The 23,781-nt window shown below is 70.7% G+C and carries 18 protein-coding genes and 1 pseudogene; 10 read left to right on the top strand and 9 right to left on the bottom strand.

The features are described from left to right. Window positions 1–24: 24 nt before the first annotated feature. Window positions 25–1,644: an acyl-CoA synthetase gene (locus tag ACFWP7_RS06265; protein WP_384376822.1), complete on the bottom strand. Its 1,620-nt coding sequence runs from the start codon at window positions 1,642–1,644 to the stop codon at window positions 25–27. A gap of 327 nt (window positions 1,645–1,971) precedes the next feature. On the opposite strand from ACFWP7_RS06265, the gene ACFWP7_RS06260 reads away from it, so the two are divergent. The 8 genes from ACFWP7_RS06260 to ACFWP7_RS06225 all read left to right on the top strand — a co-directional run bounded on the left by ACFWP7_RS06260 (window position 1,972) and on the right by ACFWP7_RS06225 (window position 12,457). Further along, window positions 1,972–2,772, top strand: coding sequence for a crotonase/enoyl-CoA hydratase family protein (locus ACFWP7_RS06260; RefSeq protein WP_384376819.1), 801 nt, complete (start codon window positions 1,972–1,974; stop codon window positions 2,770–2,772). Between the two features lie 45 nt (window positions 2,773–2,817). Next, window positions 2,818–3,774 (top strand): Zn-ribbon domain-containing OB-fold protein, encoded by a 957-nt coding sequence (locus tag ACFWP7_RS06255; RefSeq protein WP_384376816.1) that lies wholly within the window; start codon window positions 2,818–2,820, stop codon window positions 3,772–3,774. Next, the gene (locus tag ACFWP7_RS06250; RefSeq protein WP_384376813.1) at window positions 3,771–4,820 is read left to right on the top strand and encodes a thiolase domain-containing protein; all 1,050 of its coding nucleotides are present in this window, start codon (window positions 3,771–3,773) and stop codon (window positions 4,818–4,820) included. The genes ACFWP7_RS06255 and ACFWP7_RS06250 overlap by 4 nt, the downstream gene beginning before the upstream one ends. Beyond that, window positions 4,817–5,983 (top strand): thiolase domain-containing protein, encoded by a 1,167-nt coding sequence (locus tag ACFWP7_RS06245; RefSeq protein WP_384376810.1) that lies wholly within the window; start codon window positions 4,817–4,819, stop codon window positions 5,981–5,983. Before ACFWP7_RS06250 ends, ACFWP7_RS06245 begins: the two co-directional genes overlap by 4 nt. Before the next feature lie 83 nt (window positions 5,984–6,066). Beyond that, the gene (locus ACFWP7_RS06240) at window positions 6,067–6,309 is read left to right on the top strand and encodes a DUF397 domain-containing protein (protein ID WP_384376807.1); all 243 of its coding nucleotides are present in this window, start codon (window positions 6,067–6,069) and stop codon (window positions 6,307–6,309) included. Between the two features lie 226 nt (window positions 6,310–6,535). Further along, window positions 6,536–9,427 carry an ATP-binding protein gene (locus tag ACFWP7_RS06235; protein ID WP_384376804.1) on the top strand — a complete coding sequence of 964 codons (2,892 nt, stop codon included), beginning with the start codon at window positions 6,536–6,538 and terminating at the stop codon, window positions 9,425–9,427. Between the two features lie 69 nt (window positions 9,428–9,496). Next, entirely contained in the window at window positions 9,497–9,994 is a 498-nt protein-coding gene (locus tag ACFWP7_RS06230) for a hypothetical protein (RefSeq protein ID WP_384376801.1), read from the top strand. A gap of 102 nt (window positions 9,995–10,096) precedes the next feature. Beyond that, window positions 10,097–12,457, top strand: coding sequence for a glycoside hydrolase N-terminal domain-containing protein (locus ACFWP7_RS06225; RefSeq protein WP_384376798.1), 2,361 nt, complete (start codon window positions 10,097–10,099; stop codon window positions 12,455–12,457). Window positions 12,458–12,521: 64 nt separating this feature from the next. On the opposite strand, the gene ACFWP7_RS06220 is transcribed toward ACFWP7_RS06225, so the two are convergent. Continuing rightward, a complete protein-coding gene (locus ACFWP7_RS06220; RefSeq protein WP_384376795.1) occupies window positions 12,522–14,501 on the bottom strand; it encodes an N-acetylmuramoyl-L-alanine amidase in 1,980 nt (659 codons plus the stop codon). A 366-nt stretch (window positions 14,502–14,867) separates the two neighbouring features. Further along, complete coding sequence (locus ACFWP7_RS06215) at window positions 14,868–16,010, bottom strand: aminoglycoside phosphotransferase family protein (RefSeq protein ID WP_384376792.1); 1,143 nt, start codon at window positions 16,008–16,010, stop codon at window positions 14,868–14,870. Window positions 16,011–16,242: 232 nt separating this feature from the next. Between ACFWP7_RS06215 and ACFWP7_RS06210 the strand changes: the two genes are divergently transcribed. After that, window positions 16,243–17,739, top strand: a complete 1,497-nt coding sequence (locus ACFWP7_RS06210; RefSeq protein WP_384376789.1) for a hypothetical protein — start codon at window positions 16,243–16,245, stop codon at window positions 17,737–17,739. A 24-nt stretch (window positions 17,740–17,763) separates the two neighbouring features. Here the strand turns inward: ACFWP7_RS06210 and ACFWP7_RS06205 are convergent, their stop codons facing one another. The 3 genes from ACFWP7_RS06205 to ACFWP7_RS06195 form a co-directional block, all read right to left on the bottom strand. Then, window positions 17,764–19,230, bottom strand: a complete 1,467-nt coding sequence (locus tag ACFWP7_RS06205) for a PP2C family protein-serine/threonine phosphatase (RefSeq protein WP_384376786.1) — start codon at window positions 19,228–19,230, stop codon at window positions 17,764–17,766. Window positions 19,231–19,558: 328 nt separating this feature from the next. Continuing rightward, on the bottom strand, window positions 19,559–19,729 hold the full coding sequence (locus ACFWP7_RS06200) for a TetR-like C-terminal domain-containing protein (RefSeq protein ID WP_384376783.1): 171 nt from the start codon (window positions 19,727–19,729) through the stop codon (window positions 19,559–19,561). After that, entirely contained in the window at window positions 19,726–19,860 is a 135-nt protein-coding gene (locus ACFWP7_RS06195; protein WP_384377184.1) for a hypothetical protein, read from the bottom strand. The genes ACFWP7_RS06200 and ACFWP7_RS06195 overlap by 4 nt, the downstream gene beginning before the upstream one ends. Before the next feature lie 27 nt (window positions 19,861–19,887). On the opposite strand from ACFWP7_RS06195, the pseudogene ACFWP7_RS06190 reads away from it, so the two are divergent. Continuing rightward, a pseudogene (locus tag ACFWP7_RS06190) lies at window positions 19,888–20,883 on the top strand (medium chain dehydrogenase/reductase family protein). Between the two features lie 60 nt (window positions 20,884–20,943). Here the strand turns inward: ACFWP7_RS06190 and ACFWP7_RS06185 are convergent. The 3 genes from ACFWP7_RS06185 to ACFWP7_RS06175 all read right to left on the bottom strand — a co-directional run bounded on the left by ACFWP7_RS06185 (window position 20,944) and on the right by ACFWP7_RS06175 (window position 23,763). Next, window positions 20,944–21,969, bottom strand: a complete 1,026-nt coding sequence (locus ACFWP7_RS06185; protein ID WP_384376780.1) for a Gfo/Idh/MocA family protein — start codon at window positions 21,967–21,969, stop codon at window positions 20,944–20,946. A gap of 52 nt (window positions 21,970–22,021) precedes the next feature. Then, entirely contained in the window at window positions 22,022–23,119 is a 1,098-nt protein-coding gene (locus ACFWP7_RS06180) for a chemotaxis protein (protein WP_384376777.1), read from the bottom strand. 116 nt (window positions 23,120–23,235) lie between these two features. Beyond that, complete coding sequence (locus tag ACFWP7_RS06175) at window positions 23,236–23,763, bottom strand: DUF4232 domain-containing protein (protein ID WP_384376774.1); 528 nt, start codon at window positions 23,761–23,763, stop codon at window positions 23,236–23,238. Window positions 23,764–23,781: the final 18 nt, after the last annotated feature.

Raw genomic sequence — 23,781 nt, 5'->3', positions numbered from 1 at the left:
TCTCGCGTGCCGCACCGAGTCCCCTCAGCGAGCCGCCTCCGCCGCCACCGACCGAGCCCACCGATAGTCCGCCTTCCCGCTGGGCGACCGCTGAATGGTCTCCGTGAGGACGAGCTGACGGGGGATCTTGTAGCCCGCGAGGTGGGAGCGGCAGTGGGTCTGGATGTCGTCCAGGGACAAGTGGGCGGCGCCGCCGCGGAGCTGGACCACCGCCGCCACGTGGTTGCCCCACTTCTCGTCGGGCACTCCGGCGACGAGGGCGTCGTAGACGTCGGGATGGGACTTGAGGGCCTGTTCGACCTCTTCCGGATAGACCTTCTCGCCGCCGGTGTTGATGCACTGGGAGCCGCGGCCGAGGACGGTGACGATGCCCTCCTCGTCGACCGTGGCCATGTCGCCGAGGAGCACCCAGCGTGCGCCGTCCTTCTGGAAGAAGGTCTCGGCGGTCTTCTTCGGGTCGTTGTAGTAGCCGAGGGGCACATGACCGCGCTGTGCGATGCGGCCCGGCTCGCCCACGGCGATCGGTTCGTAGGTGGCCGGATCGACCACCTGTGTACGGGAGTTCACGCGCATCCGGAAGCCTCGTTCCGGGCCCGAGTCCGCCGTGGCCGTGCCGTTGAAGCCGGACTCCGACGAGCCGAAGTTGTTGAGCAGCATCACGTTCGGGACGAGTGCCTGGAACTGCTCGCGCACCGTCTCCGACATGACCGCTCCGGACGAGGACACGCTGAACATGGAGGAGCAGTCGGTGCCCTTCGAGGGTCCGTTGAGCGCGTCGATCAGTGGCCGGAGCATCGCGTCACCGACCAGCGACACGCTGGTGACCTGCTCCTTCTCGATCGTCCGCAGTACCTCCTCCGGCACGAACTTGCGGTGGATCACGATGCGTTGGCCGAAGTTGAAACCGATGAAGGCCGTGAGGGTCGAAGTGCCGTGCATCAGCGGGGGAGTGGGGAAGAAGGTGATGCCCTCGCCGCCGGCCGCGACGCGCTCGGCCAGTTCCTCCGGACTCCTGACCGGCTCACCCGTCGGAGCGCCTCCACCCAACCCGGAGAAGAACAGGTCCTCCTGACGCCACATCACTCCCTTGGGCATCCCGGTCGTGCCACCGGTGTAGATGATGAACTGGTCGTCCGCCGAGCGCTGCGGGAAGCCGCGCTCCGGGGATCCGGTGCTCTCGGCGTCGGTGAATTCGACGGCGGGCACGGCGGCGGCATCGGGGGCGGGCGTTCCCACCCGTACGAGATGGCGCAGGACCGGAGCCCGTGGCAGTGCCGCCGCCACCCGCTCCGTGAACTCCGCGTCGAAGACCAGGGCCACCAGGTCCGCGTCCTGATAGAGGTAGGCCAATTCCTCTTCCACGTAGCGGTAGTTGACGTTGACCGGAACGACCCGTGCCTTCAGGCAGCCGAGTACGGTCTGCAGATACTCGACGCCGTTGTAGAGGTGCAGCCCGAGGTGCTCGCCGGGGCGAACGCCGCTGTCGATCAAGTGGTGCGCAACGCGGTTCGCGGCCGCGTCCAACTGCGCGTACGTCAGCCGGCGTTCGGCGCCGGTGCCGGGGTGGTCGATGTACACAAGCGCCTCGCGGTCGGGGACCACGTCGACGACCGACTCGAACAGGTCGGCAAGGTTGTACTCCACCGCTCCTCCTGACCCCGGACGATCGTGGCTGCCCATCGGTGCGACGCCATCAGCTGGGCGCCATCGGCTCGACGGTCATCAGAGCAAAGCGGGACCCAACTGTGAAGGGGCCGCGCACAAGTAATCTGACTACCTGTCAGAAAACCCTTGTACCCGCCCCGCGTCTCCTGCACCCTGTTCTCGCATCCGAGACGGTCGCAATGGCTCGAGACGGTCGCCATGGCTGGAGGCGGTCCAGGACGGCCACGACTGCCACGACGGCCGCGACGGTCCGAAGCGACCGGGACGGTCCGAGGCGGCCAGAACGGTCCGAGACGGGAGGAACCCATGGGCGGGACGGAACACCTCACCGTGCAGCGCGAAGGCGCCACGCTGGTGCTCACGCTCAACAGGCCCGAGGCCAAGAACGCGCTCTCACTGCCGATGCTGGTCGGTCTGTACGACGGCTGGATCGAGGCCGACGAGGACGACGCGATCCGCTCGATCGTGCTCACCGGCGCGGGAGGTGCCTTCTGCGCCGGGATGGATCTCAAGGCGCTGGCCGGGAGGGGCATGGAGGGCTCGGAGTACCGGGACCGGCTCAAGGCGGACCCGGATTTGCACTGGAAGGCGATGCTCCGCCACCACCGTCCCCGCAAGCCGGTGATCGCCGCCGTCGAGGGGCACTGCGTCGCGGGCGGCACCGAGATCCTCCAGGGCACCGACATCCGGGTCGCCGGCCGGTCCGCGACCTTCGGGCTTTTCGAGGTACGGCGCGGACTGTTCCCGATCGGCGGCTCCACCGTCCGCCTCCAGCGCCAGATCCCGCGCACCCACGCCCTCGAAATGCTGCTCACGGGCCGCCCGTACACGGCCCGGGAGGCCGCCGACATCGGTCTGATCGGTCATGTCGTCCCCGACGGGACCGCCCTCGACAAGGCCCTCGCGGTCGCCGAGCAGATCAATGACTGCGGCCCGCTGGCCGTCGAGGCCGTCAAGGCGTCCGTGTACGAGAGCGCCGAGATGACCGAGGCCGACGGACTCGCCGCCGAACTGGCGCGTGGCTGGCCGCTCTTCGACACCGCCGATGCCAAGGAGGGCTCCCGGGCCTTCGCCGAAAAGCGCCCGCCCGTCTACCGGCGCGCCTGATCTCCGAAGGAGACACGCGCCCGACCTCCGAAGGAGAGATCTGGGATGCCCGAAGTCCTCAAAGCCCCTCTCGTCGTCGAGTTTCCCTTCACCCGCTCGCTCGGGCCCGTCCAGAGCGCGTTCCTCACCGGCCTGCGCGAGCGCGTCGTCCTCGGCGTACGGACCGGCGACGGCCGCACCCTCGTACCGCCCGTCGAGTACGACCCCGTCACCGCCGAGGAGATACGCGAGCTCATCGAGGTCGCTCCCACCGGCACCGTCACCACCTGGGCCTGGAACCCCGCACCCCGCCGCGGCCAGCCCCTCGACACGCCCTTCGCCTGGGTCCTGGTCCGGCTCGACGGCGCCGACACCGGCCTCCTGCACGCACTCGATGCCCCCGGCCCCGACGCCGTACGCACGGGAATGCGCGTCCGCGTCCGCTGGGCCGAGGAACGCTCCGGCGCCATCACGGACATCGCCTGTTTTGAGCCGTACGACGGCGACCCGTGGCAGCCGACCGGGCCGGCGCACGACGGCCGCTTCGACGACATGGTGACCGGAATCGTCGCCCCCGCCCGCCTCGACTACGTCTACTCGCCCGGCCGCGCCCAGTCGGCCTACATCAGCGCCCTCTCCGAGCAGCGGACCGTCGGGGAGCGCTGCCCGTCCTGCCGCAAGGTGTACGTCCCGCCCAGGGGTGCCTGCCCCACATGTGGCGTGGCCACATCGGAGCAGGTGGAAGTGGGCCCGGGCGGCACGGTCACCACGTACTGCATCGTCAACATCAAGGCTGGTCACACGGCGAATCTCGACATCGAGGTGCCGTACGTCTACGCGCACATCGCCCTCGACGGCGCCGACCTCGCCCTGCACGGCCGTATCGGCGGCATCCCCTACGACCAGGTGCGCATGGGCCTGCGGGTCGAGCCGGTGTGGACGGAGGGCGGCCGCTACCCCGATCACTACCGGCCCAACGGCGAACCGGACGCCGACTACGAGATGTACAAGGAGCTGCTGTGACGCGTGAGATTGCCGTGGTCGCCTTCGCGCAGAACGACCACCGGCGCACCAGCGACGAGCACTCCGAGGTGGAGATGCTCCTCCCGGTCCTGCACGACGTACTCGATCAGACGGGGCTGAAGACCAGCGACATCGGTTTCACCTGCTCCGGATCCACGGACTATCTCGCGGGTCGCGCCTTCTCCTTCACCATGGCGTTCGACGGCGTGGGCGCCTGGCCGCCGATCTCCGAGTCGCACGTGGAGATGGACGGCGCGTGGGCGCTGTACGAGGCATGGACCAAACTGCTGACAGGGGACGCCGACACCGCACTCGTCTACGCGCACGGCAAGTCCTCACCCGGCTCTGTACGGGACGTCCTGACCCGGCAGCTCGACCCTTACTACCTGGCGCCGCTGTGGCCGGACTCCGTCGCCCTCGCGGCGCTGCAGGCACAGGCGCTCATCGACGCGGGCGAGACCGACGAACCGGCGCTCGCCGCGGTGGCCTCCCGCAGCCGCGCCTCGGCATCCGCCAACTCCCATGCGCAGCTCAGGGGGTCGGTGTCACAAGGGGAGTACGTCGTACGTCCGCTGCGCACCGGCGACTGCCCGCCCATCGGTGACGGGGTCGCCGCAGTGATCCTCGCGGCGGGGGAGCGGGCCCGCGAACTGTGCGAGCGGCCCGCCTGGATCCGGGGCATCGACCACCGCATCGAGGCGCACAGCCTCGGCGTGCGTGACCTGACCGACTCGCCGTCCACGCGCCTCGCGGCCGAGCGGGCCGGCGTCTTCGAACGCCCCGTGGACACTGCCGAGTTGCACGCGCCCTTCACCTCGCAGGAGGTCGTCCTGCGCAAGGCGCTGCGCCTCGGTGACGACGTCGACGTCAACCCCTCCGGGGGCGCGCTCGCCGCCAACCCGGTGATGGCGACGGGGCTCATCCGCATCGGTGAGGCCGCCGCGCGCATCCACCGTGGCGAGTCCGACCGGGCGCTGGCCCACGCCACTTCGGGCCCTTGCCTCCAGCAGAACCTGGTCGCCGTACTGGAAGGGGAGGCCCGATGAGCAAGGAGCCCGTGGCCGTCGTAGGCATCGGCCAGACCAAGCATGTGGCCGCCCGACGGGACGTTTCGATCGCGGGACTTGTCCGCGAGGCCGCCCAACGGGCGCTGGCGGACGCCGAGTTGACGTGGGCCGACATCGACGCGGTCGTCATCGGTAAGGCGCCCGACTTCTTCGAGGGCGTCATGATGCCGGAGCTGTATCTCGCCGACGCACTCGGCGCCGTCGGCAAACCGATGCTCCGGGTGCACACGGCGGGTTCGGTCGGCGGATCGACGGCACTCGTCGCCACCAACCTGATCGCCGGGCGCGTCCACGGCACCGTCCTGACCCTCGCCTACGAGAAGCAGTCCGAGTCGAACGCCATGTGGGGTCTGTCGCTCCCGATCCCCTTCACCCAGCCGCTGCTCGCCGGGGCGGGCGGCTTCTTCGCGCCGCACATACGCGCGTACATGCGGCGCACGGGCGCGCCCGACACGGTCGGCTCGCTGGTCGCGTACAAGGACCGCCGCAACGCGCTGAAGAACCCCTACGCGCACCTGCACGAGCACGACATCACGCTGGAGAAGGTCCAGGCCTCGCCCATGCTGTGGGACCCGGTCCGGTACTCGGAGACCTGCCCCTCCTCGGACGGGGCGTGCGCGATGATCCTCACCGACCGGGCGGGGGCGGCCCGCTCGCCGCGCCCGCCCGCGTGGCTGCACGGCGGCGCGATGCGCAGCGAGCCGACCATGTTCGCCGGCAAGGACTTCGTGTCGCCGCAGGCGGGCAAGGACTGCGCGGCCGATGTGTACCGGCAGGCCGGCATCGGCGACCCACGCCGTGACATCGACGCCGTCGAGATGTACGTACCGTTCTCCTGGTACGAGCCGATGTGGCTGGAGAACCTCGGCTTCGCCGCAGAGGGTGAGGGCTGGAAGCTCACCGAGTCCGGGGTGACAGAGCTTGACGGGGACCTGCCCGTCAACATGTCGGGCGGGGTGCTCTCCACCAATCCGATCGGCGCCTCCGGCATGATCCGTTTCGCCGAGGCCGCACTTCAGGTACGCGGGCAGGCGGGAGATCACCAGGTCGACGGCGCGCGCCGGGTGCTGGGGCACGCCTATGGCGGCGGATCCCAGTTCTTCTCGATGTGGCTGGTCGGGGCCGCGCCACCCGCCTCCTGAAACCGTCCCCCTCACGTGGCCTGTCCGCCGCCCGAACCGATCGCTAGGCTGGCCGCGGACGACGAACCGGGAGGAGCAGGGACGTGGCCGAAAGCACCATTGAGCAGCACCCGCTCGCGGGCTGGGACAAGCCGGAGCTGGACCTCAGCAGGGCCGAGTGGCATTCCAGCAGCCGAGGGCGGGGAGACGTCCAGATCGCTTTTGTCGAGGGCTTCATCGCGATGCGCAACAGCGGCCGACCCGAGAGTCCTTCCTTGATCTTCACGCCGGCGGAGTGGGGCGCGTTCGTGTCGGGCGCCCGGGAGGGTGAGTTCGACCTGACCTGAGCTCCGCACCGCTGGAGACGATCCTCCCCTCCTCCCCAGGACAGGAGGGGAGGATGGCTGGCGTACATGGAGAGTTCGACGTCGGCGGCACCGTGCGTGCCAGGGCGCTCGACTGTGGTCGAACAGGGGCCCGCCGGACCGCTCCCGGCGTACGCTGAGATGCCTGTAGGTCACGGTGTGCACCTGCTCCCCGCGCCGGCTGCACCACCGTGGCAGGGGGTGCACCATGGGCCGGAGCAACGCACGGAGCAGAAGGACGCTCTTCGAACGGGAGAGTGAACTCGCCGCGGCCGAGGAGGCGTTGAGCGAACTCACCGGGCTGCGCGGCGACGGCGTCGAACCGCCGGAGCGCCCCCGTGGCACCCTCCTCGCCTTCGCGGCACGCGCCGGACTGGGCAAGACGACGCTCCTCGCCGAGGTCCGCCGCCGCGCCGCGGTCAGAGGCTGCACCGTACTGTCCGCGCGCGGCGGCGACCAGGAGCAGCGCGTCGCCTTCCATGTCGCCCGCCAGCTGCTGCAACCGCAGCTCGCCGGGGCCGCGGAGTCCGAGATCCGTGCCTCGCTGGGGAGTTGGTACGCGATCGTCGGCCCGGCACTCGGACTGTGCGCACCGGCCGAGGGCGCCCCGCCCGACCAACAGGGCCTGCGTGACGGACTCGACTGGGTGCTGACCCACCTCGCCGTGCAGCGCGCCCCGATGGTGCTCGTCCTCGACGACGCGCACTGGGCCGACCCCGAATCACTGAGCTGGCTCGCCGCGTTCGCACCGCGCGCGGAGGAACTGCCGCTGCTCCTCGTCGTCGCCTACCGCCCCGAGGAACTCCCCGAGCACGCCGAGGCGTTCAGGGGACTGCCCGGACGCGCGGGCCAGCGCCCCCTCGGCCTCGAACCCCTCAGCGCCGCGGCCGTCGCCCATCTCGTACGGGAGAATCTCGGCGCCCAGGCCGACGACGCGTTCTGCCGCGAATGCTGGGCGGTCACCGCGGGCAATCCGTTCGAGGCGGTCGAACTGACCGCGAAGGTACGCGACCGCGGGCTCGCCCCGACCGAGTCCGGGGCACATCTGCTGCGCGACCTGGCGGCCGCCGTCAAGGGCAGCGGCCTGATCGCCCGCCTGGAACGGCTCGGCACCTCGACCGTGCGGTTCGCCTGGGCCTGCGCGATCCTCGGCACCGAGATCCATCCGACGCTCGCCGCCGCCGTCGCCGGCCTCGGCTCCGAGGAGGCCGCCGACGCGGCCGACGCGCTGCGCGGCGCCCGCATCCTCACCGGCGCCGACACCATGGAGTTCGTGCACCCGCTCATCGCCACCGCCGTCTACCGCGCGATCCCCGGCGGCGTCCGCGTGGCCCTGCACGGACAGGCCGCCTGGTGTGTCGTCGACGAAGGGCTCGGCCCGTCGGCCGCCGCGCGGCACCTCATGGAGACCCACCCCGACGGCGACAACTGGGTCGTTCAGCAACTGCGCGCCGCCGCCCGCGAGAACCTCCGCGCGGGCGCCCCCGACGCAGCCCACCGCTACCTCGCCCGCGCCCTGCGAGAACCGCCGCCCTTCGAGGACCGCGCCGCCGTGCTGTACGAACTGGGCTGCGCCTCCCTGCTCACCGAACCGGCGACCACGGTCAACCACCTGCGCGCCGCACTCGAAGAACCCATCCACGACCCGGAGTTGCGCCACAACATCGTCTACCGCCTCTCCCAGGTCCTGGCCCACAGCGACCGCCTCGCCGAGGCGTCCGAGACGCTCGCCCGCGAGATCCCCGTGACCGGCGACGCCCGGGTGCGGCTGCGCCTGCAGTCCGAGCAGTTCATGTGGGACGCCTTCCGCGCCGACGAACCCGACTCACCCGCCCGCTCGCGCCGCCTGGCCCGCCTCGCCGACCGGCTGACCGGCCACGATCTCACCGAGCGCTATGTCATCGGCCTGCGCGCCTGGGACGCCACCCTGCGCGGCGAACCCGCCCCCGTCGCCCTCCACCACGCCGAACGCGCCCTCGCCGGAGGACTCCGCTGGGCCGAGGCCGACCGCGGCTTCGAGGTCCCCGTCCTGGTCGCCCTCACCTTCATGTTCGCGGACCGGCCGGGACGCACCGAGGAACTGTTCGCCACCGGAATCGCCGACTTCGAGTCCCAGGGCTGGCACGGCGCCCACCTCTCCTTCGGCTACACCCTCCTCGCGTACGTCCGCTACCGCCGCGGCCGCCTCACCGAGGCCGAGGACTTCGCCAGGGCCGGCCTCAGGCTCGCCGAGCGCGTCGGGCCCGGCACCCCCGTGCACTGGTACGCCGTCGGCGTCCTCATCGAGATCCTGCTCGCGCGCGGCCGGATCACCGAGGCCACGCAGACCGGCGAGGACCATGCCTTCGGTGCGCCCTTCCCGGCCGCCGTGACCTTCCCCGACGTCCAGACCGTGCACGGCGAACTGCTGCTCGCCCGGGGCCTCACCAAGGACGCCGCCGCCGAGCTGGCGGCTGCCGGGCGCCGCCTCGACCCGCGCGGTATGCGCAACCCCGCCTGGTGCCCCTGGCAGCTGCACCTCGCTCGCGCCGAGAGCCACGACGCCCCGGAACGCGCTGTCGCCACGGCACTCGAAGCGGTGAACCGCGCCCGCCAGTTCGGCGCCCCCTCGGCAATCGGACAGGCACTCCGCGCCGCCGCCGAGGTCTCCTCCGGCTCGACCCGCGTCAAACTCCTCGAAGAGTCCGTGAGCCACCTGGAGCGCTCCCCGGCCGCATACGAACTCGCCTGCGCCCTGATCGCGCTCGGCACCGAACTGCGCCGCGCCGGACGCCCCGTCGAAGCCGCCGAACACCTCTACCGGGGGCTCGACGCGGCCGTGCAGTGCGGCGCCGACGGACGCGTCGAAGAGGCCCGGGACGAGCTGACCGCCGCCGGCCTCGGACCGCGCCGCCTGCACAGCACCGAGACGGACACGCTCACCGCCCGTGAGCGCACCGTCGCCGCGCTGACGGTGCGGGGCCGCACTCCGGCAGAGATCGCCGCGGAGCTGCACACCGACGAGCCGACCGTCGTACGGCTGCTGTCGGCGGTCTACCGGAAGGTGGGCACGGAGCGTACGGGACTCGGTGCCGCGCTCGGAGAGCGGACGGCCCGATAGGCGAGGGAACAGCCGCTCGCAAGGCCGCCCCCGGGGCCCGGTTCACGCCTGTGCACGTACCATTGCGGCATGTCCTTCCTCCGCCGCCGCAGCGCCACACCCGCCGGGCCCGAGTTCGATGTTCTGGCCATGGACCCGGGCGACTGGCCGGGCAACCTCGGCGCGGGCCTGCTGCCCGCTCCCGACGGCAGCTGCCAGGGCGTCTTCCTGCGCTACGACCTGTTCGGAGGCCGCGGCCCCGCGATGATCATCGGCAATCTGCCGGAGGGCTCACCGGCCCGTGACGTGCCCGAGGGAGAGGTCCCCTTCGAGGTGGCCCAGCTCCTGCTCGCGCTGGAGAACGACGAGGAGGTCACCGTCGTCGGCACCGAGGACATGCCGGTGATGCAGGGTGACAGCCTTCTGATCGTGCGCCGCCTCAAGCTCTCCGAGACCCGCATCTCCTGCGTGCAGTTCGACCGCAGCGACAAGGTGCTGGTCACCATCGCCGCCTGGGACCGCCCCATCACCGACGATCTGTACGCCCTGCTCAAGCCGCTGCCGGCGGAGCTGTTCCAGCAGGGCTGAACCATCACAAAGCGGCCTCTTCCGGGCCGCTGCCGTTCGTGGATCTGTACGGCTTGTCATGACCCTTGTCGGTCAGACATCGGACCATTACCGTCCGATGGCATGGCGCATGAGATATCCCGAAGAACCACGCTGAAATCCGCACTCGGCGGCGCTGGAGGTCTGGCACTGGGCGGGGGAGTCCTCGCCCAGTCCGCAGACGCCGCTGATTCCTCCGATGTCTCCCAGGTTCCTGTCGGCTTAGCGCTCTGGTACGCGGCCCCCGCCGCGGACTGGGAGCGCGAGGCCCTGCCCCTCGGCAGCGGCGCGCTCGGTGCCATGGTGTTCGGCACCCTCGCCACCGAGCGGCTCCAGTTCAACGAGAAGACCCTGTGGACCGGCGGCCCCGGCTCGCGGCAGGGCTACGACTTCGGCAACTGGCGCACACCCCGCCCCGGCGCGATCACTGCCGTCCAGGAGCAGATCGACGCCGAGGGCAAGCTCGACCCCGTCGCCGTCGCCGCCGAGCTCGGCCAGCCGAAGGCCGGATTCGGTACCTACCAGACCTTCGGCGACCTCCACCTCGAGCTGCCCGGCGCTCCAGCTCAGACCCCCGACTCCTACCGTCGCACCCTCGACCTGCGCGAGGCGGTCGCCACCGTCACCTACACGGACGACCAACAGGCGCTCCAGCACCGGGAGTTCTTCGTCTCCCATCCCGACAACGTCATCGCGGGCCGCCTCACCGGCGACGTCGGCGTCACCCTGCGCTACACCTCGCCCCGGGCCGACTTCACCGCGACCGCGAGCGGGGACAGGATCACCGTACGCGGCGAACTCGCCGACAACGGGATGAAGTTCGAGGCGCAGCTCCGCGTACGGCAGGAGGGCGGCAGCCTCGTCGCCAACCCCGACGGCACTCTGACCGTCACCGGGGCGAACAGCGTCTGGTTCGTGCTGGCCGCGGGCACCGACTACGCCGACACCTATCCCGAATACCGCGGAGCCGACCCGCACGCGAGTGTGACCAAGACCGTCAACGGAGCGTTCGGCAAAGGCTATTCGGCACTCCGAGCCCGCCATGTACGCGACCACCGCGCCCTGTTCGACCGGGTCACGCTCGACATCCGAGCAGAGGTCCCCGACCTTCCCACGGACCAACTGCTCGCGGGCTACACGGGCGGGACGACCGCCACGGACCGCGCCCTGGAAGGTCTCTTCTTCCAGTACGGCCGCTACCTCCTCATCGCCTCCTCGCGCCCCGGCTCACTGCCGGCCAACCTGCAGGGCGTGTGGAACCAGAGCACCGCGCCACCCTGGTCGGCGGACTACCACGTCAACATCAACCTGCAGATGAACTACTGGCTCGCCGAGGCCGCGAACCTCGCGGAGACGACAGTGCCGTACGACCGTTTCGTCGAGGCACTGCGCGCCCCCGGGCGGCGTACCGCCGAGGAGATGTTCGGCTCACGCGGCTGGGTCGTGCACAACGAGACGAATCCCTACGGCTTCACAGGCGTGCACAACTGGGCGACCTCCTTCTGGTTCCCGGAAGCGGCGGCCTGGCTGACCGGGCAGCTCTACGAGCACTACCGGTTCGGCGGTTCCACGGACTACCTGCGCTCCACCGCCTACCCCGCGATGAAGGAAGCCGCCGAGTTCTGGCTCGACAACCTGCGCACCGACCCACGCGACGGGACCCTCGTCGTCACGCCGAGCTACTCGCCCGAGCACGGGGACTTCACGGCGGGCGCGGCGATGTCGCAGCAGATCGTGCACGACCTGTTCACCAACACACTGGAGGCGGCGCGAATTCTGGGCGACAGCCCGGAGTTCCGCGAGCAACTGGCGGGTACGCTCGGCCAGTTGGATCCGGGTCTGCGGATCGGCTCATGGGGGCAGCTCCAGGAGTGGAAGACGGACCTGGACGACCCGGCCGACGTCCACCGGCATGTCTCGCACCTCTACGCGCTGCACCCGGGGAGGCAGATCGAGCCGGGCAGTGCCTGGGCGGACGCCGCGAAGGTCTCGCTCACCGCGCGCGGCGACGGCGGGACCGGTTGGTCCAAGGCCTGGAAGATCAACTTCTGGGCGCGGCTGCGCGACGGCGACCACGCCCACAAGATGCTCGGCGAACAGCTCAAGTCCTCGACGCTGCCCAATCTCTGGGACACGCATCCGCCGTTCCAGATCGACGGCAACTTCGGCGCGACGTCCGGCGTCGTCGAGATGCTGCTGCAGAGCCAGCACGATGTGATCGAGGTGCTTCCCGCGCTGCCCGCCGCCTGGCCGGACGGCTCGGTGCGCGGCCTGCGTGCCCGTGGCGGTGCCACGCTCGACGTCGAGTGGGCGGAGGGAAAGGCCACGCGCATCACGCTGGCCGCGTCCCGGACCCGCGAACTCACCGTACGCAGCGACCTGCTGGAGGGGGGAGAGGTGGTGTTCAAGGCCGTCGCCGGGCGGCGCTACGTCTGGAAGGCGTAGCGCCGCTCCAGTGATCGTGCGGCGGGGGCCGGGTCCGTGCGTCCGGCGGACCCGGCCCCCGTCATCACGAGGCCGAGGAAGCCACCCGTACATCCGCGGCGCGCACGAACGCCACCCGATGCCCGAACTGGATCTCGTAGTACATGTCCTTGCCGATCACGACCTTGTGCGGTGCCGTGTCGAACGTGGGCGCGTAGTAGTACTCGCCCGGCACCTTGTCACCGACCGCGTACTCCTGGCCTGCGAGCAGCTTGTACGGCAGGGGCGAGACCGACTGGACGGGTGCGCCCGCCGGGTACGCCTCCTTCTCCGGGTAGGCGCGGCCGTAGACGGGGATCTCCGAGAGCCCTGTCCTGGGCGTGACCACGAGCCCTGACGCACTCACCGCCGTGGGCTGCTCGAGCGGGTTCTTGAACCAGGCCTTCTGGCCCAGGTACCAGATCGCCGTCCAGTCGCCGTCGCGGTCGGCCACCGCGTACCGCTGACCGGTGGAGACCCGTGAGCCGATGTCGTTCACGTTGATCGTCGAGGCGCCGCCGCCCGGTCGCAGACCGACGTCCTTGATCAGGGGCGAGTTCTCGTCCGCCGCGCTGAAGAGCCGCACCTCGCTGGAACCGTGCACGGCGCAGGGCTCGCCCGCGGTGACGCAGCCGGTGTACGCGGGCCGGTTCGCGGTGAAGTCCGGCAGCACGGTCACCAGCCCGCCGGCGGCCTTCGCCGTGGCGCGGAACGGGTGGCCGAGCAGGGTGAAGTAGTGCTGCCAGTCCCAGTACGGACCCGGGTCGGTGTGCATGCCGGGGATGGTCGACGTCGTCGTGCCCGGAACGTTGTCGTGGCCGAGGATGTGCTGCCGGTCCAGCGGGATGCCGTACTTCTTGGCGAGGTAGACCACCAGCCGCGCCGAGGCACGGTACATCTCCTCCGTGTACCAGGCGTCCGGCGAGGCGAGGAAACCCTCGTGCTCCAGGCCGATCGACTTGGCGTTGACGTACCAGTTGCCCGCGTGCCAGGCCACGTCCTTGGCCTTCACATGCTGGGCGATGTGACCATCGGTCGAGCGAAGGGTGTAGTTCCACGACACATAGGTCGGGTCCTGGACCATCTGCAGGACACCGTTCCAGGTGCCCTCCGTGTCATGGATGACGATGTACTTGATGCTCTGCGAGGTGGGCCGGCTGCCGAGGTCGTGGTTTCCGTAGTCGCCGTCGCCGAACTCCTCGTAGGGCGCCGGGATCCACTCGCAGGACACGGTCGTCGGGCACTCGGTACCGGCTGCGGAGACCGTACGCAGGCCCGCTCGCCCCAGCTGCGCGGTGTCCGGGCTCAGTCCGGGCTGGGCCGCCAGCCGGACCCGCTGACCGGCGTCCGTGGTGCGCTGTTCGCCGCCGCGGATCACGTCGTAGACGTCATCGGCGTACGTCGCCGCCGTCGAGCTGTCGTCCGCACCCGAGAAGCGTGCCACCGCGCCGTACCAGTCGGCGGCGTCCCCGCTCAGCGGCTCGCCGAGGTCCCGCTGTGCGGCGGCGAGGAGTGCGGCACCGCCGGCCACGTTCGCCGCCGTGTCCGTACGCAGCTGCTCCGCCGGGAGGCCGGTGAGCTCGGCCGCCTTCGTCAAGGTCTTGAGGCGGGCGGGGAGTTCGGAGTTCCGCGGCACCGCCGTGTCGGGGTGCAGGGCCGGGCGTGAGCTGTCGCCGCGGGCGTCCTCCGTGCCCTCGCTGTGGTGCGGCGCCTGGGCGATCGCCGTACGCGCGTCGGTGAGGTGCATGGGGCCGTAGCCGCCGCTGACGCTCGGCGCTCCGGCGTGCGCGTCCCAGCGGGACTGTAGATAGGAGACGGCCAGGAGCACGCTCTGCGGCACGTGGTACTCGGCGGCCGCAGCGGCGAAAACGCTCTGCAGCTGCGCCGAGGAGGCCGGCGCGGTGTTGTCGGAGGGGGCCGCGCCGAGCAGTGGCAGCAGCAGTGCTGCCGAGGCGACGGCGCCCGCGGTCCTTCGTGCGCGTCTGTGTCCGGCGATGGTCCTGGGGTCGGTGGCGGGTCCTCGCAAAGCAGCCTCCTGGGACGGTCGAGCGCGGTGGGGCGTGCGGGGCCGAACGTGCGTCAGTGGTATCGGCTCTTCGACGATTCGTCAATCATGCCCAGGTGCAGGCGATTTCCCATGTCAGGGAGGGGTGAACCAGCTTTCGTGGCGGCGGCGGTGTCGCCTGCGGACTGTCAGTGGCGTGGACCAATAACCCGGTTGGGGGATGCGCAAACCGAGCCCGAGCCCGAGCCCGAGCCCGAGCCCGAGCCCGAGCCCGAGCCCGAGCCGAGCCGAGCCGAGCCCGAGCCGAGCCCGGCCCGGCCCGGCCCGACATGACGAAGGTCCGCGGTGCGCCCCTGTCCAAGGCGCGACCGCGGACCACCATCCCCGTCAGCGAGTGCCGACCGCCGCTCGAACGGCCCGCCGGGCCATCTGGCAGTCGTCGTGCAGCCGCCTCAACAGCAGCCGCTGTTCCTCGCCGGACGGCGCAGCACCCGGATGGGCCGGTCCCGGTGCCGCCGGGGTCGCGTCGTGCATCGAACGCTGCACGGCCGTCTCGTAGGTGCGGATCTCCCGGGTCAGTACGAGCATCAGGTTCACCAGGAACGCGTCACGTGCCGCCGGTCCCGCGGACTGCGCCAGCTGGCTGATCTGCCGCCGCGCCACCGGAGCGTCACCGAGGACCGCCCACAGGGTCGCGAGGTCGTACCCCGGCAGATACCAGCCCGCGTGCTCCCAGTCCACCAGCACTGGACCGGCCGGTGAGAGCAGGATGTTCGACAGGAGGGCGTCGCCGTGACAGAACTGGCCCATGCCCTGGCGCCCCGCCGAGTGCGCGATGCCGTGCACCAGCTTCTGCAGATCGCCCATGTCCCGGTCCGTGAGCAGACCCAGCTCATGGAAACGGGAGATCCGCTCTGCATAGTCCATCGGGGCGTTGAACGTCCCCGCCGGTGGCCGCCACGCGTTCAGCCGACAGATGGCACCCAGTGCCGCCCGGATGTCCGCGCGGGGCGGGGCCTCCGCCGGGTGCCGCTGCAGCGCGGCCACCCGGCCCGGCATCCGCTCGATCACAAGGGTGCAGTTGTCCGGGTCCGCCGCGATCAGCCGAGGCACCCGGACAGGCGGCCGGTGCCGCACGAACGAGCGGTAGGCAGCTATTTCATGCCTGCTCCGCTCCGCCCAGACCGGGGAGTGGTCGAGTAGACACTTGGCGACGGCCGTGCTGCGCCCGGTCGTGCCGACCAGGAGTACGGAGCGTCCGCTGCGGCGCAGTACCTGGACCGGAGCGAACTCCGGGCAGATCCGGTGCACCGACGCGATCGCCGTGCGCAGCTGCGCGCCCTGAGGGCCGGACAAGTCGAGTCTCCCGCTGAGCGGTTGGGTGCCGAGCCCCGGAACGCGCCGCGTCCGGCCGGCCCCGAGCACGGGGCCCGTCGAAGTACGCGCGGGGTCGAGGTAGGGGCCGCTGCCCGCCGGGCGGGGGTGCAACGACCGGGGCGGGGCGGACACGGAGGACGATGCTGTGTACATGGGCGAGACAGATCCCTTCGTGTGCCTGCAAGATGTCGCGCTACCCGCCCCGGCTGCCCTGGTGCACCCTGGGGAATGTCCTGGGACAACCGGGTCGGGGTGGCGCATTCCTACCTGACACCGGATGCCCAGTGGCACACCATCTGGCGCACCCTGGCGAACCCTGGCGAATAGTCGCTCAGCAACTGACAGACGGTTACTGTCAATTCAGCCGAGAACCTGGGGGCTTGACGTGAACGGACAACCCAACACTCGTCTGTCGGACCTGTTCGGCCTGGCCGGCTGGTCCAAGGGCGAACTCGCGAGAATGGTCAACCGGCAGGCGGCGGCCATGGGCCACCCCCAACTGGCGACCGACACCTCACGGGTGCGGCGGTGGATCGACACGGGAGAGATCCCGCGCGATCCGGTGCCGCGAGTGCTGGCTGCCCTGTTCACCGAGCGTCTCGGCCGTGTCGTGACCATCGAGGACCTCGGTCTGGTCCGGCACGGGCGCGTGGGGAAACGGCAGGGCGGCGGGAATGTGGAACATCCCGACGGAGTGCCGTGGGCGCCCGAGCGGACTGCTGCGGTCCTCACCGAATTCACGGGAATGGACCTCATGCTCAACCGACGCGGCTTGGTGGGCGCGGGTGCCGCGCTTGCCGCGGGCTCCGCACTCAGTACTGCCATGCACGAGTGGCTCCACACCGATCCGGCCCTCGCGGCCGACGCCCCTGATCTCGACAATCCCCTGCACGCCGACCCCGCTGGGTTCGACCGCTACGAGGCCGCCCCCATCGGGTCGCAGGAGATCGAAGAACTGGAGCGCTCGGTCGAGGTGTTCCGGGCCTGGGACGCGGCCCGCGGCGGCGGGTTGCAACGCAAGGCTGTGGTGGGCCAGCTCAACGAAGTGGGAGGAATGCTCTCCTACCGACACCCTGACCATCTGCAGCGGCGCCTGTGGGGCGTCGCCGCCAATCTCGCCGTACTCGCGGGCTGGATGTCGCACGACATCGGCCTGGAGCCCACGGCCCAGAAGTACTTCGTCATCGCCGCCCACGCGGCCCGTGAGGGCGGCGACCGGCCCCGCGCCGGGGAGGCGCTCTCACGAGCGGCTCGCCAGATGGTGCACCTGGGCCGGCCCGACGACGCACTCGACCTGATGAAACTCGCCAAGTCCGGTTCCGGCGAAGAGGTGTTGCCCCGCACCCGGGCCATGCTCTACACCATCGAGGCCTGGGCACAGGCCTCCATGGGCAAGGGCCAGGCCATGCGGCGCACCCTCGGCGAGGCGGAGGAACTGTTCGTCTCCGACCGGGGCGATGTAGATCCGCCGAGCTGGATGCAGATGTTCGACGAGGCCGACATGCACGGCATGCAGGCCCTGGCCTACCGAACCCTCGCCGAACACGAGCCGGCCGCGGCCGTGACCGCGCAGCGCCATGCGAAGGAGGCACTCAAGCTGCGCGGGTCGGGCAGGGAGAGGTCACAGATCTTCGACCACATCTCCCTGGCGTCCGCCTGCTTCATCGCCGACGACCCCGAACAGGCCGACCGGTACGCGCGACTGGCCCTGACGTCCATGGGGGCCAACTCCTCCCACCGCACCTGGGACCGGCTGCGCGAGATGTACCGGCTCACCGGGCAGTACTCCAGCTATCCGAAGATCCACGAACTGCGTGAGGAGATCGAACTCGCTCTTCCCAAAGGTGCGTTGAAGCCGAAGGATGGCAGCGCGAAGGCGTAGGTCCCAGGGAGGGATGCCCGATCGTCAGGGGCCGACCCTGGCCACGAGCACGCAGGCGTCGTCCTCGCGCTCGGTCTCACCGAACTCCTCGACAACCGTCCGTACGCACTCCTGGGCGGTGCGGGCCTCGGTGAAGCGCCGGGCCAGGGCGAGCAGTCTCGGGGCGGCCGCCGTTCCTTCGTCGCTGTCGGACTCGCCCGGGCTGTGGGCTCCCCATCGCCGGGGGACCAGTCCGTCCGTGTGCAGGAGCAGCAGGTCGCCGTCCTCGAGTGTCTCCTCGGCCTGTCCGTAGGTGGCACCCGAGGTCGCCCCGAGCAGCACGCCGTCCGGTGCTGTCAGCATGCGCCCCGTCCCGTTGCGGAACAGCAGCGGGGCGGGGTGTCCTGCCTGTGCCCAGGTGAGGGTGCGGGTCTCGGGCCGGTAGCGGCAGCAGACGGCGCTGCCGAGGGCCGGTTGTACGGAGGCGTCCAGTAACTGGTTGAGCCAGGACATGAGTTGGCCAGGCTGGGTGCCGGCCACGGCCATCCCGCGCAGGGCGCCGATCAGCATCGCCATGCCCGAGGTCACGGATACTCCGTGGCCGGTGAGATCGCCGATGCTCAACAGTGTTTCGCCGCCAGGAAGTTCGAGCGCGTCGTACCAGTCGCCGCCGACCAGTGCGCTGCTGGACGACGGCAGATAGCGGGCGGCGAGGTCCAGAGTCTCGGGACCTCGCCGCGGGAACCGCAGGGAGCCACGCCACGGCGGCAGCACGGCTTCCTGCAGCTCTACCGCGAGCCGGTGCTCGGTCTGCGCGATGTGCCGCTGGCGCTGCAACGAGTCACGGGTCTCGCTCAGCGTCCGCTGGCTGCGGCGCAGTTCGCTGACGTCGCGCAGCACGGCCCACATCGAGACGGTGCTGCCGTCGGCGTCGAGCACGGGCTCGCCCATCATGTGCACGGTCCGCACCTCGCCGTCGGGGCGCAGGATGCGGAACTCTCCGTCGATGGGCTTGGCGTCGATGAGGCAGTCGGTGACCATCGCCGTCAGCATCGGCCGGTCGTCGTCGTGCACCAGCGACGGCAGTTCATCGAGCGTGAGTGGGGGAGCGGCCGGGTCGCGCCCCAGGATCTCGTACAGCTCCCCCGACCAACTGGCCTCGTCCGTCAGTAGATTCCACTCGGCACTGCCGACCCGGCTGAGGAGTGAGCCGCGCCGGGGTGTGGTCGGCACGGCCGGGGCGGCGGGGAGCGGCGCGGGCTGGACGGGTGCGGGTAGGGGTCCGTCCCGCAGCTGGGCCAGGTGTTCGTCGAGGTCGCTGAGTTGATGCAGTGCCAAATTGCACAGCGCACGCTGCCAGCGCCCCTGCGGGTCCTCGTCGTCGGCGGGTGCTTCCCGTCGTACGGCGTCCACCTCGCCGAGCAGCCGCCGCGTCTGCGAGATGAGCGCATCGACCGTGCCGCGTGGGGGCGGCTGGGCGGCTGAGCGGTCCGCAGAGAGATGGGAGGGCATGACGTACTCCGATGCGGGGACGGTACGACCAAGGCTGACGGAAGGACCGTTACGACTCTCGCACAGCCCGCGACGCGCTGTAAGGGATTTGGCAACACACGACCCGGTGGTGCATCTGGCATATGTCACAGTCCCCATGGAGCGCTTGCCTCGGCTGCGTTCGCTCCGTGTCCGGTGTCGCCAAGTCCTAGGCTGTGTAAGTGACTTGACGGCGCTGAGGGCTACGCCCGCACATTACTCATTCTCTTGTTCGAGGGTCGTTTGTGCTAGCCCTGCTGTGTTACGGAATCGGGCATACGGGCAGGGTCGGTGCCGGGGCGCGCGGTCGCTAGTGCGCGAAGTCCTGTAGCTCGGCCTCGTGGAGGGGGACCGGATCGATGCCCATCGAGGAGAAGTTGCCCTCGATCTCCAGGCTCACCAGACCGTGCAGGCGGGCCCAGAGAATCGTGGCGCGTGCGGCGACCGCCGCCGTGACCTCCTCGATTCCGTGGCGCTTCATCCATTCCCGGAACTGGGCTGCCGAGCCGCGATGTCCGGTTTCGCGAGGGCGCTCACCACGTCCAGTACGACGGCCATGGCCGGCTGCGACGCCTCGACCAGGCTCGTCGACTGCGCGTCGTAACCCGACAGGGGTGCGCGGAACAGCAGTCGGTAGCGGTGCGGCTCGGCCAGTGCTCAGGCCCGGTACGCCTGGGCGACCGCGGTCAGACGGGCGACCGCGTCCGTCGCGGCGGCGTCAGACGCGCGGGCGGGGGTGCTCGCCAGGTCTCCGTAGGCGTCGATGACCAGCCGCCGTTCCCCTTCGTGCCGGCTACGACCTGGTCGGGGTCGTGGTCCCCGGGTCGGCGAGGGGAGTGGACGCCGCGCTGATCGGACGCCGCTTCGCCGCGCTGACCAAGGTCGGCGGCTGGGCCAGTCAGATCGTGCTGCCTGCCGTCGACCTGGTCGAGGTTCCCGGCGCACTGGACCCCGCCGACGCCGAGACGGTCGTCGTCAACGGCATCACCGCCTGGCAGATGCTGCACCGCGTGGCCAAGGTCCGTGCCGGGCAGACGGTGCTGGTGCACGGAGCGAACGGAGGCGTGGGCTCGACCCTGGTGCAGCTCGCCACCCACGCGGGCATCCGGGTCATCGGCACCGCCTCGCCCCGCCACCACGACGCGGTGCGCACGCTCGGTGCGACGCCACTCGTACCGGGCCGCCGATCTGCCCGCCAAGGTGCGGGAGTTGGCACCGGACGGCGTCGACGCCGTCTTCGACCACGTGGGTGGTGACGGAATCGTCGACTCCTTCCAGCTGCTGGCCCGCGGGGGCACGCTCGTCTCGTACGGCAGCGCCGCCACCCGGGACGTCGCCGGATCCTCCAAACTGCCCGTCCTCAAGCTCGTGGGACGGCTCTTCCTCTGGAAGCTGCTGCCCAACGGCCGGCGGACGCACTTCTACAACATCTGGGCGGGCAAGTGCCGTTCGGCCGCCTTCCACACCCGGCTGCGCACCGACCTCGGACACGTCTTCGCCCTGCTGGCCGACGGCTCCATCACCGCACAGGTCGCGGCCCGTATCCCGGTCAGTGAGGCCGCGGAGGCCATGCGGCTGGCGGAGTCCGGCACGGTCACCGGCAAGGTGATCCTCGTCCTCGACACCCGCATCTGAGCCGTGCAGCCACCTGCTGCTGCACGGCTTTGCCCACGGTTCGCCGGGCACATCGAAGCGTCAGCGGTTGACCCGGTCGTAGAGTCCGGGGCGCGGGGCGAGTTCGACGGCCACCCGGCCGCCGGTCTCCTGCGCCAGGACTCCCGCCTCGGCGACGGCGGACGCCGCGTACCCGTCCCAGACGCTGGGTCCGACGGCCCGGCCCTCGCGGGTCGCGTTCACCCACGCCTGCACCTCGCGGTCGTAGGCGTCCGCGAACCGTACGAGGTAGTCCTGCGCCACGTCCTCGTACGCGCCGCCATCGGTCGTCACGACCATCGTGTGCTCGTCCCCGATCCGCGCGCTCCCGCTCTCGCAGACCGCCTCGCACCGCACCTGGTAGCCGAAGCCGGAGTTGACGAAGATCTCGACGTCGACCAGGGCGCCCTCCGCCGTCTCGAACAGCACGAGCTGGGGATCGAGGAGGCCCTCCGGAGCGTGCGAGGTCGGGCGCGGCCGCAGCACGGTCACCGCCGTGAGCTCCTGGTCGAGCAGCCAGCGTGCCGCGTCGATCTCGTGCGAGACGGAGCTGTTGACCAACATCGCGGTGGTGAAGTGAGCCGGCGAGGAGACATTGCGGTGCGTGCAGTGGAGCATCAGCGGGCGGCCCAACCGCCCACTGTCCAGCAGTGACTTGAGACGCTGGTACTCGGCGTCGTACCGGCGCATGAACCCGATCTGCGCCAGCCGCCGGCCGAGCCGCGCCTCGGCCTCCACGACCCGCAACGCCCCGGCCGACTCCGGAACCATCGGCTTCTCGCACAGCACCGGCAGGCCGCGCGCGAAGGCCGCGAGGAGCGCCTCTTCGTGCGCGGGCCCGGGGGACGCGATCAACACGGCCTGTACGCCGGGTGCGTTGAGCGCGGACGTCGCGTCGGCGTGCACCGAGACGCCGTCGATCCCGGCCACGGCGTCCTTGACCCGCTCCGTGTCGGGATCCGCGACCGCCGCGACCCTGGCGCCGTTCACCACCCGGTTGATCCGCCGTATGTGGTCGGCGCCCATGTGTCCCGCACCCAGGACCGCCACACCCAGTAGTGCACTCACGCGCTCCGCACCTTTCCCGCCGACGACTGAGGATCATTGTCGGCCGGGGAGATCAGTAACGCAGCACTCCTGCGATCCCTTTCGCGTCCCCGAGGCTGCCGTCGGGCACGAAGCGGACCTTGGCGCCGGTCTCCAGACACTGTTCGACGATCTCGTCGACGATGTCCTCGCGGGCGTCCAGCTCACCGCTCTCGGCCGGGACGAGATGGTCGCCGCCGTCGTCACGCACCGTCACGCGGAAGTTCTCCTCGACGGCGAGCAGTTGCACGCGGCCCTCGGACGCGTTCTGCCACACCTCGTCGACCCCGGCGGCGAACGCCTTGCGGCCACGTGCCGATTCGAGTTCCCGGGCCACCGCGTCGACGCCCTTCTTCTCCTCGGCGCTGATCAGCGGACGTACCGCCTGCCACACGGCGTCGGGCGTGCCGTGCGCGAGGCCGCCGTGCGGGATGTGCGCCGCCTCCTTGGTGACCGTGCCGATCTCGTCGAGGAGGGAGAGAGCGGTGGTCTCACCGGTGACGTACAACGGCCGCGGGTGCCTGCGCAGGACGGCGCCGACGGCGGTGTCGGCGTCCCGCAGGAAGTGCCGCGTCTGCTCGTCACGGAAGGAGCTGGGCAGGTTGCCGACGCGTTCCTGGCGCTCGGCGTCCGGGTCCTCCAGGCTCCGCGTGAGCGGGAAGCCCCCGGAGTGTTCCTCGGCGACACGGTCGACACCGCCGTTCCACAGCGTGATCCGGTCCGCTGAGACCGAGAGCACCCAGAACGGCCGCTCGGAGGCCTGCGCGGCGACGAGATTGCGGGTCAGGAAGGTGTCCGAGAGGACCACGCGCTCCGGTACGGTGCGGGCCAGTGACCATACCTGGTGCTCGCCGGGGGCCGCGAAGATCGCCAGGCCGTCCTCGGCGTGTGTCAGATCGACCTCCGCGAGGGCCCGGTCGAGCTGCTCGACGAGGTCCATCCGCCGTTCGCGGGTGACCGACGGATCGGCCTCCAGCTGCTTCTTGGCCTCGGCCACCACATTGCGCAGCCGGACCGGATCCTGGGCGTTGTCGGGTTCGCGGCGGTGGGTCGGCGTCAGCACGGAGACCGCGGGATAGGGCCGGGGCCTGCGCAGTTCGGTCAGGGTCGCGGGACTGAGTGCGTGCTCCATACCTGCACGATAGGGCTAATTCGCTTATCGGGCACTTGGTGCATTTGTTTGCTGGAGCCGCTCGCGTCGGCTTCTCGCGCAGTCCCGCGACCCGGATCTCATGGGGGCTTCAATGCCTACTTGAGCCCGAGTGCCTTGTCCGCGGCGGCCACCGACGGCTTCCACCACGTCGTCACCGGCTCCCACACCAGGACCTTGTCACCGGCGCCCAGCTCCGGCGCCGTGAAGGTGCGGCCGAACCGTGCGGGGTCGGCGGAGACGGTGACCGAGTCCACCCGGCGGGCCTCGGGGTCGGCAGGGTTCACGATCGTGCGTACGGCCGCGTACGCCGTCCTGCCCGCGCCGACCCGGTAGGGCCCGCTGTCCCCGGCGGGCACCGGCAGGGCCGCGCCGTCGAGGTCTCCGAAGGTGACGGTCGGGATGCGGTCGACGGTGTAGGTCCGCCCGGAGTGGTTGGTGACGCTGATGTGTACGACGGTGGCGTCCTTTGCGGACTGCTGTGCCGCGAGGGTCAGGGCCTTCTCCGGGCAGGCGGCGACCTTCGTGGCGGTCGACGTCTGGGCGGTGGCGGCCGAGCCCTGAGGCGCGGCGACGAGCAGCGCCGCGGCGGCGGTCGCGAGGGCGAGGACGGGACGGATACGCATCGGTGGTGTTCCCCCTGT

It is taken from the genome of Streptomyces sp. NPDC058470 (genome assembly GCF_042721055.1).
Taxonomy (GTDB): domain Bacteria; phylum Actinomycetota; class Actinomycetes; order Streptomycetales; family Streptomycetaceae; genus Streptomyces.
The sequence above is the reverse complement of the archived record's forward strand: the minus strand, read 5'-3'. Positions and strand labels throughout refer to the sequence as shown.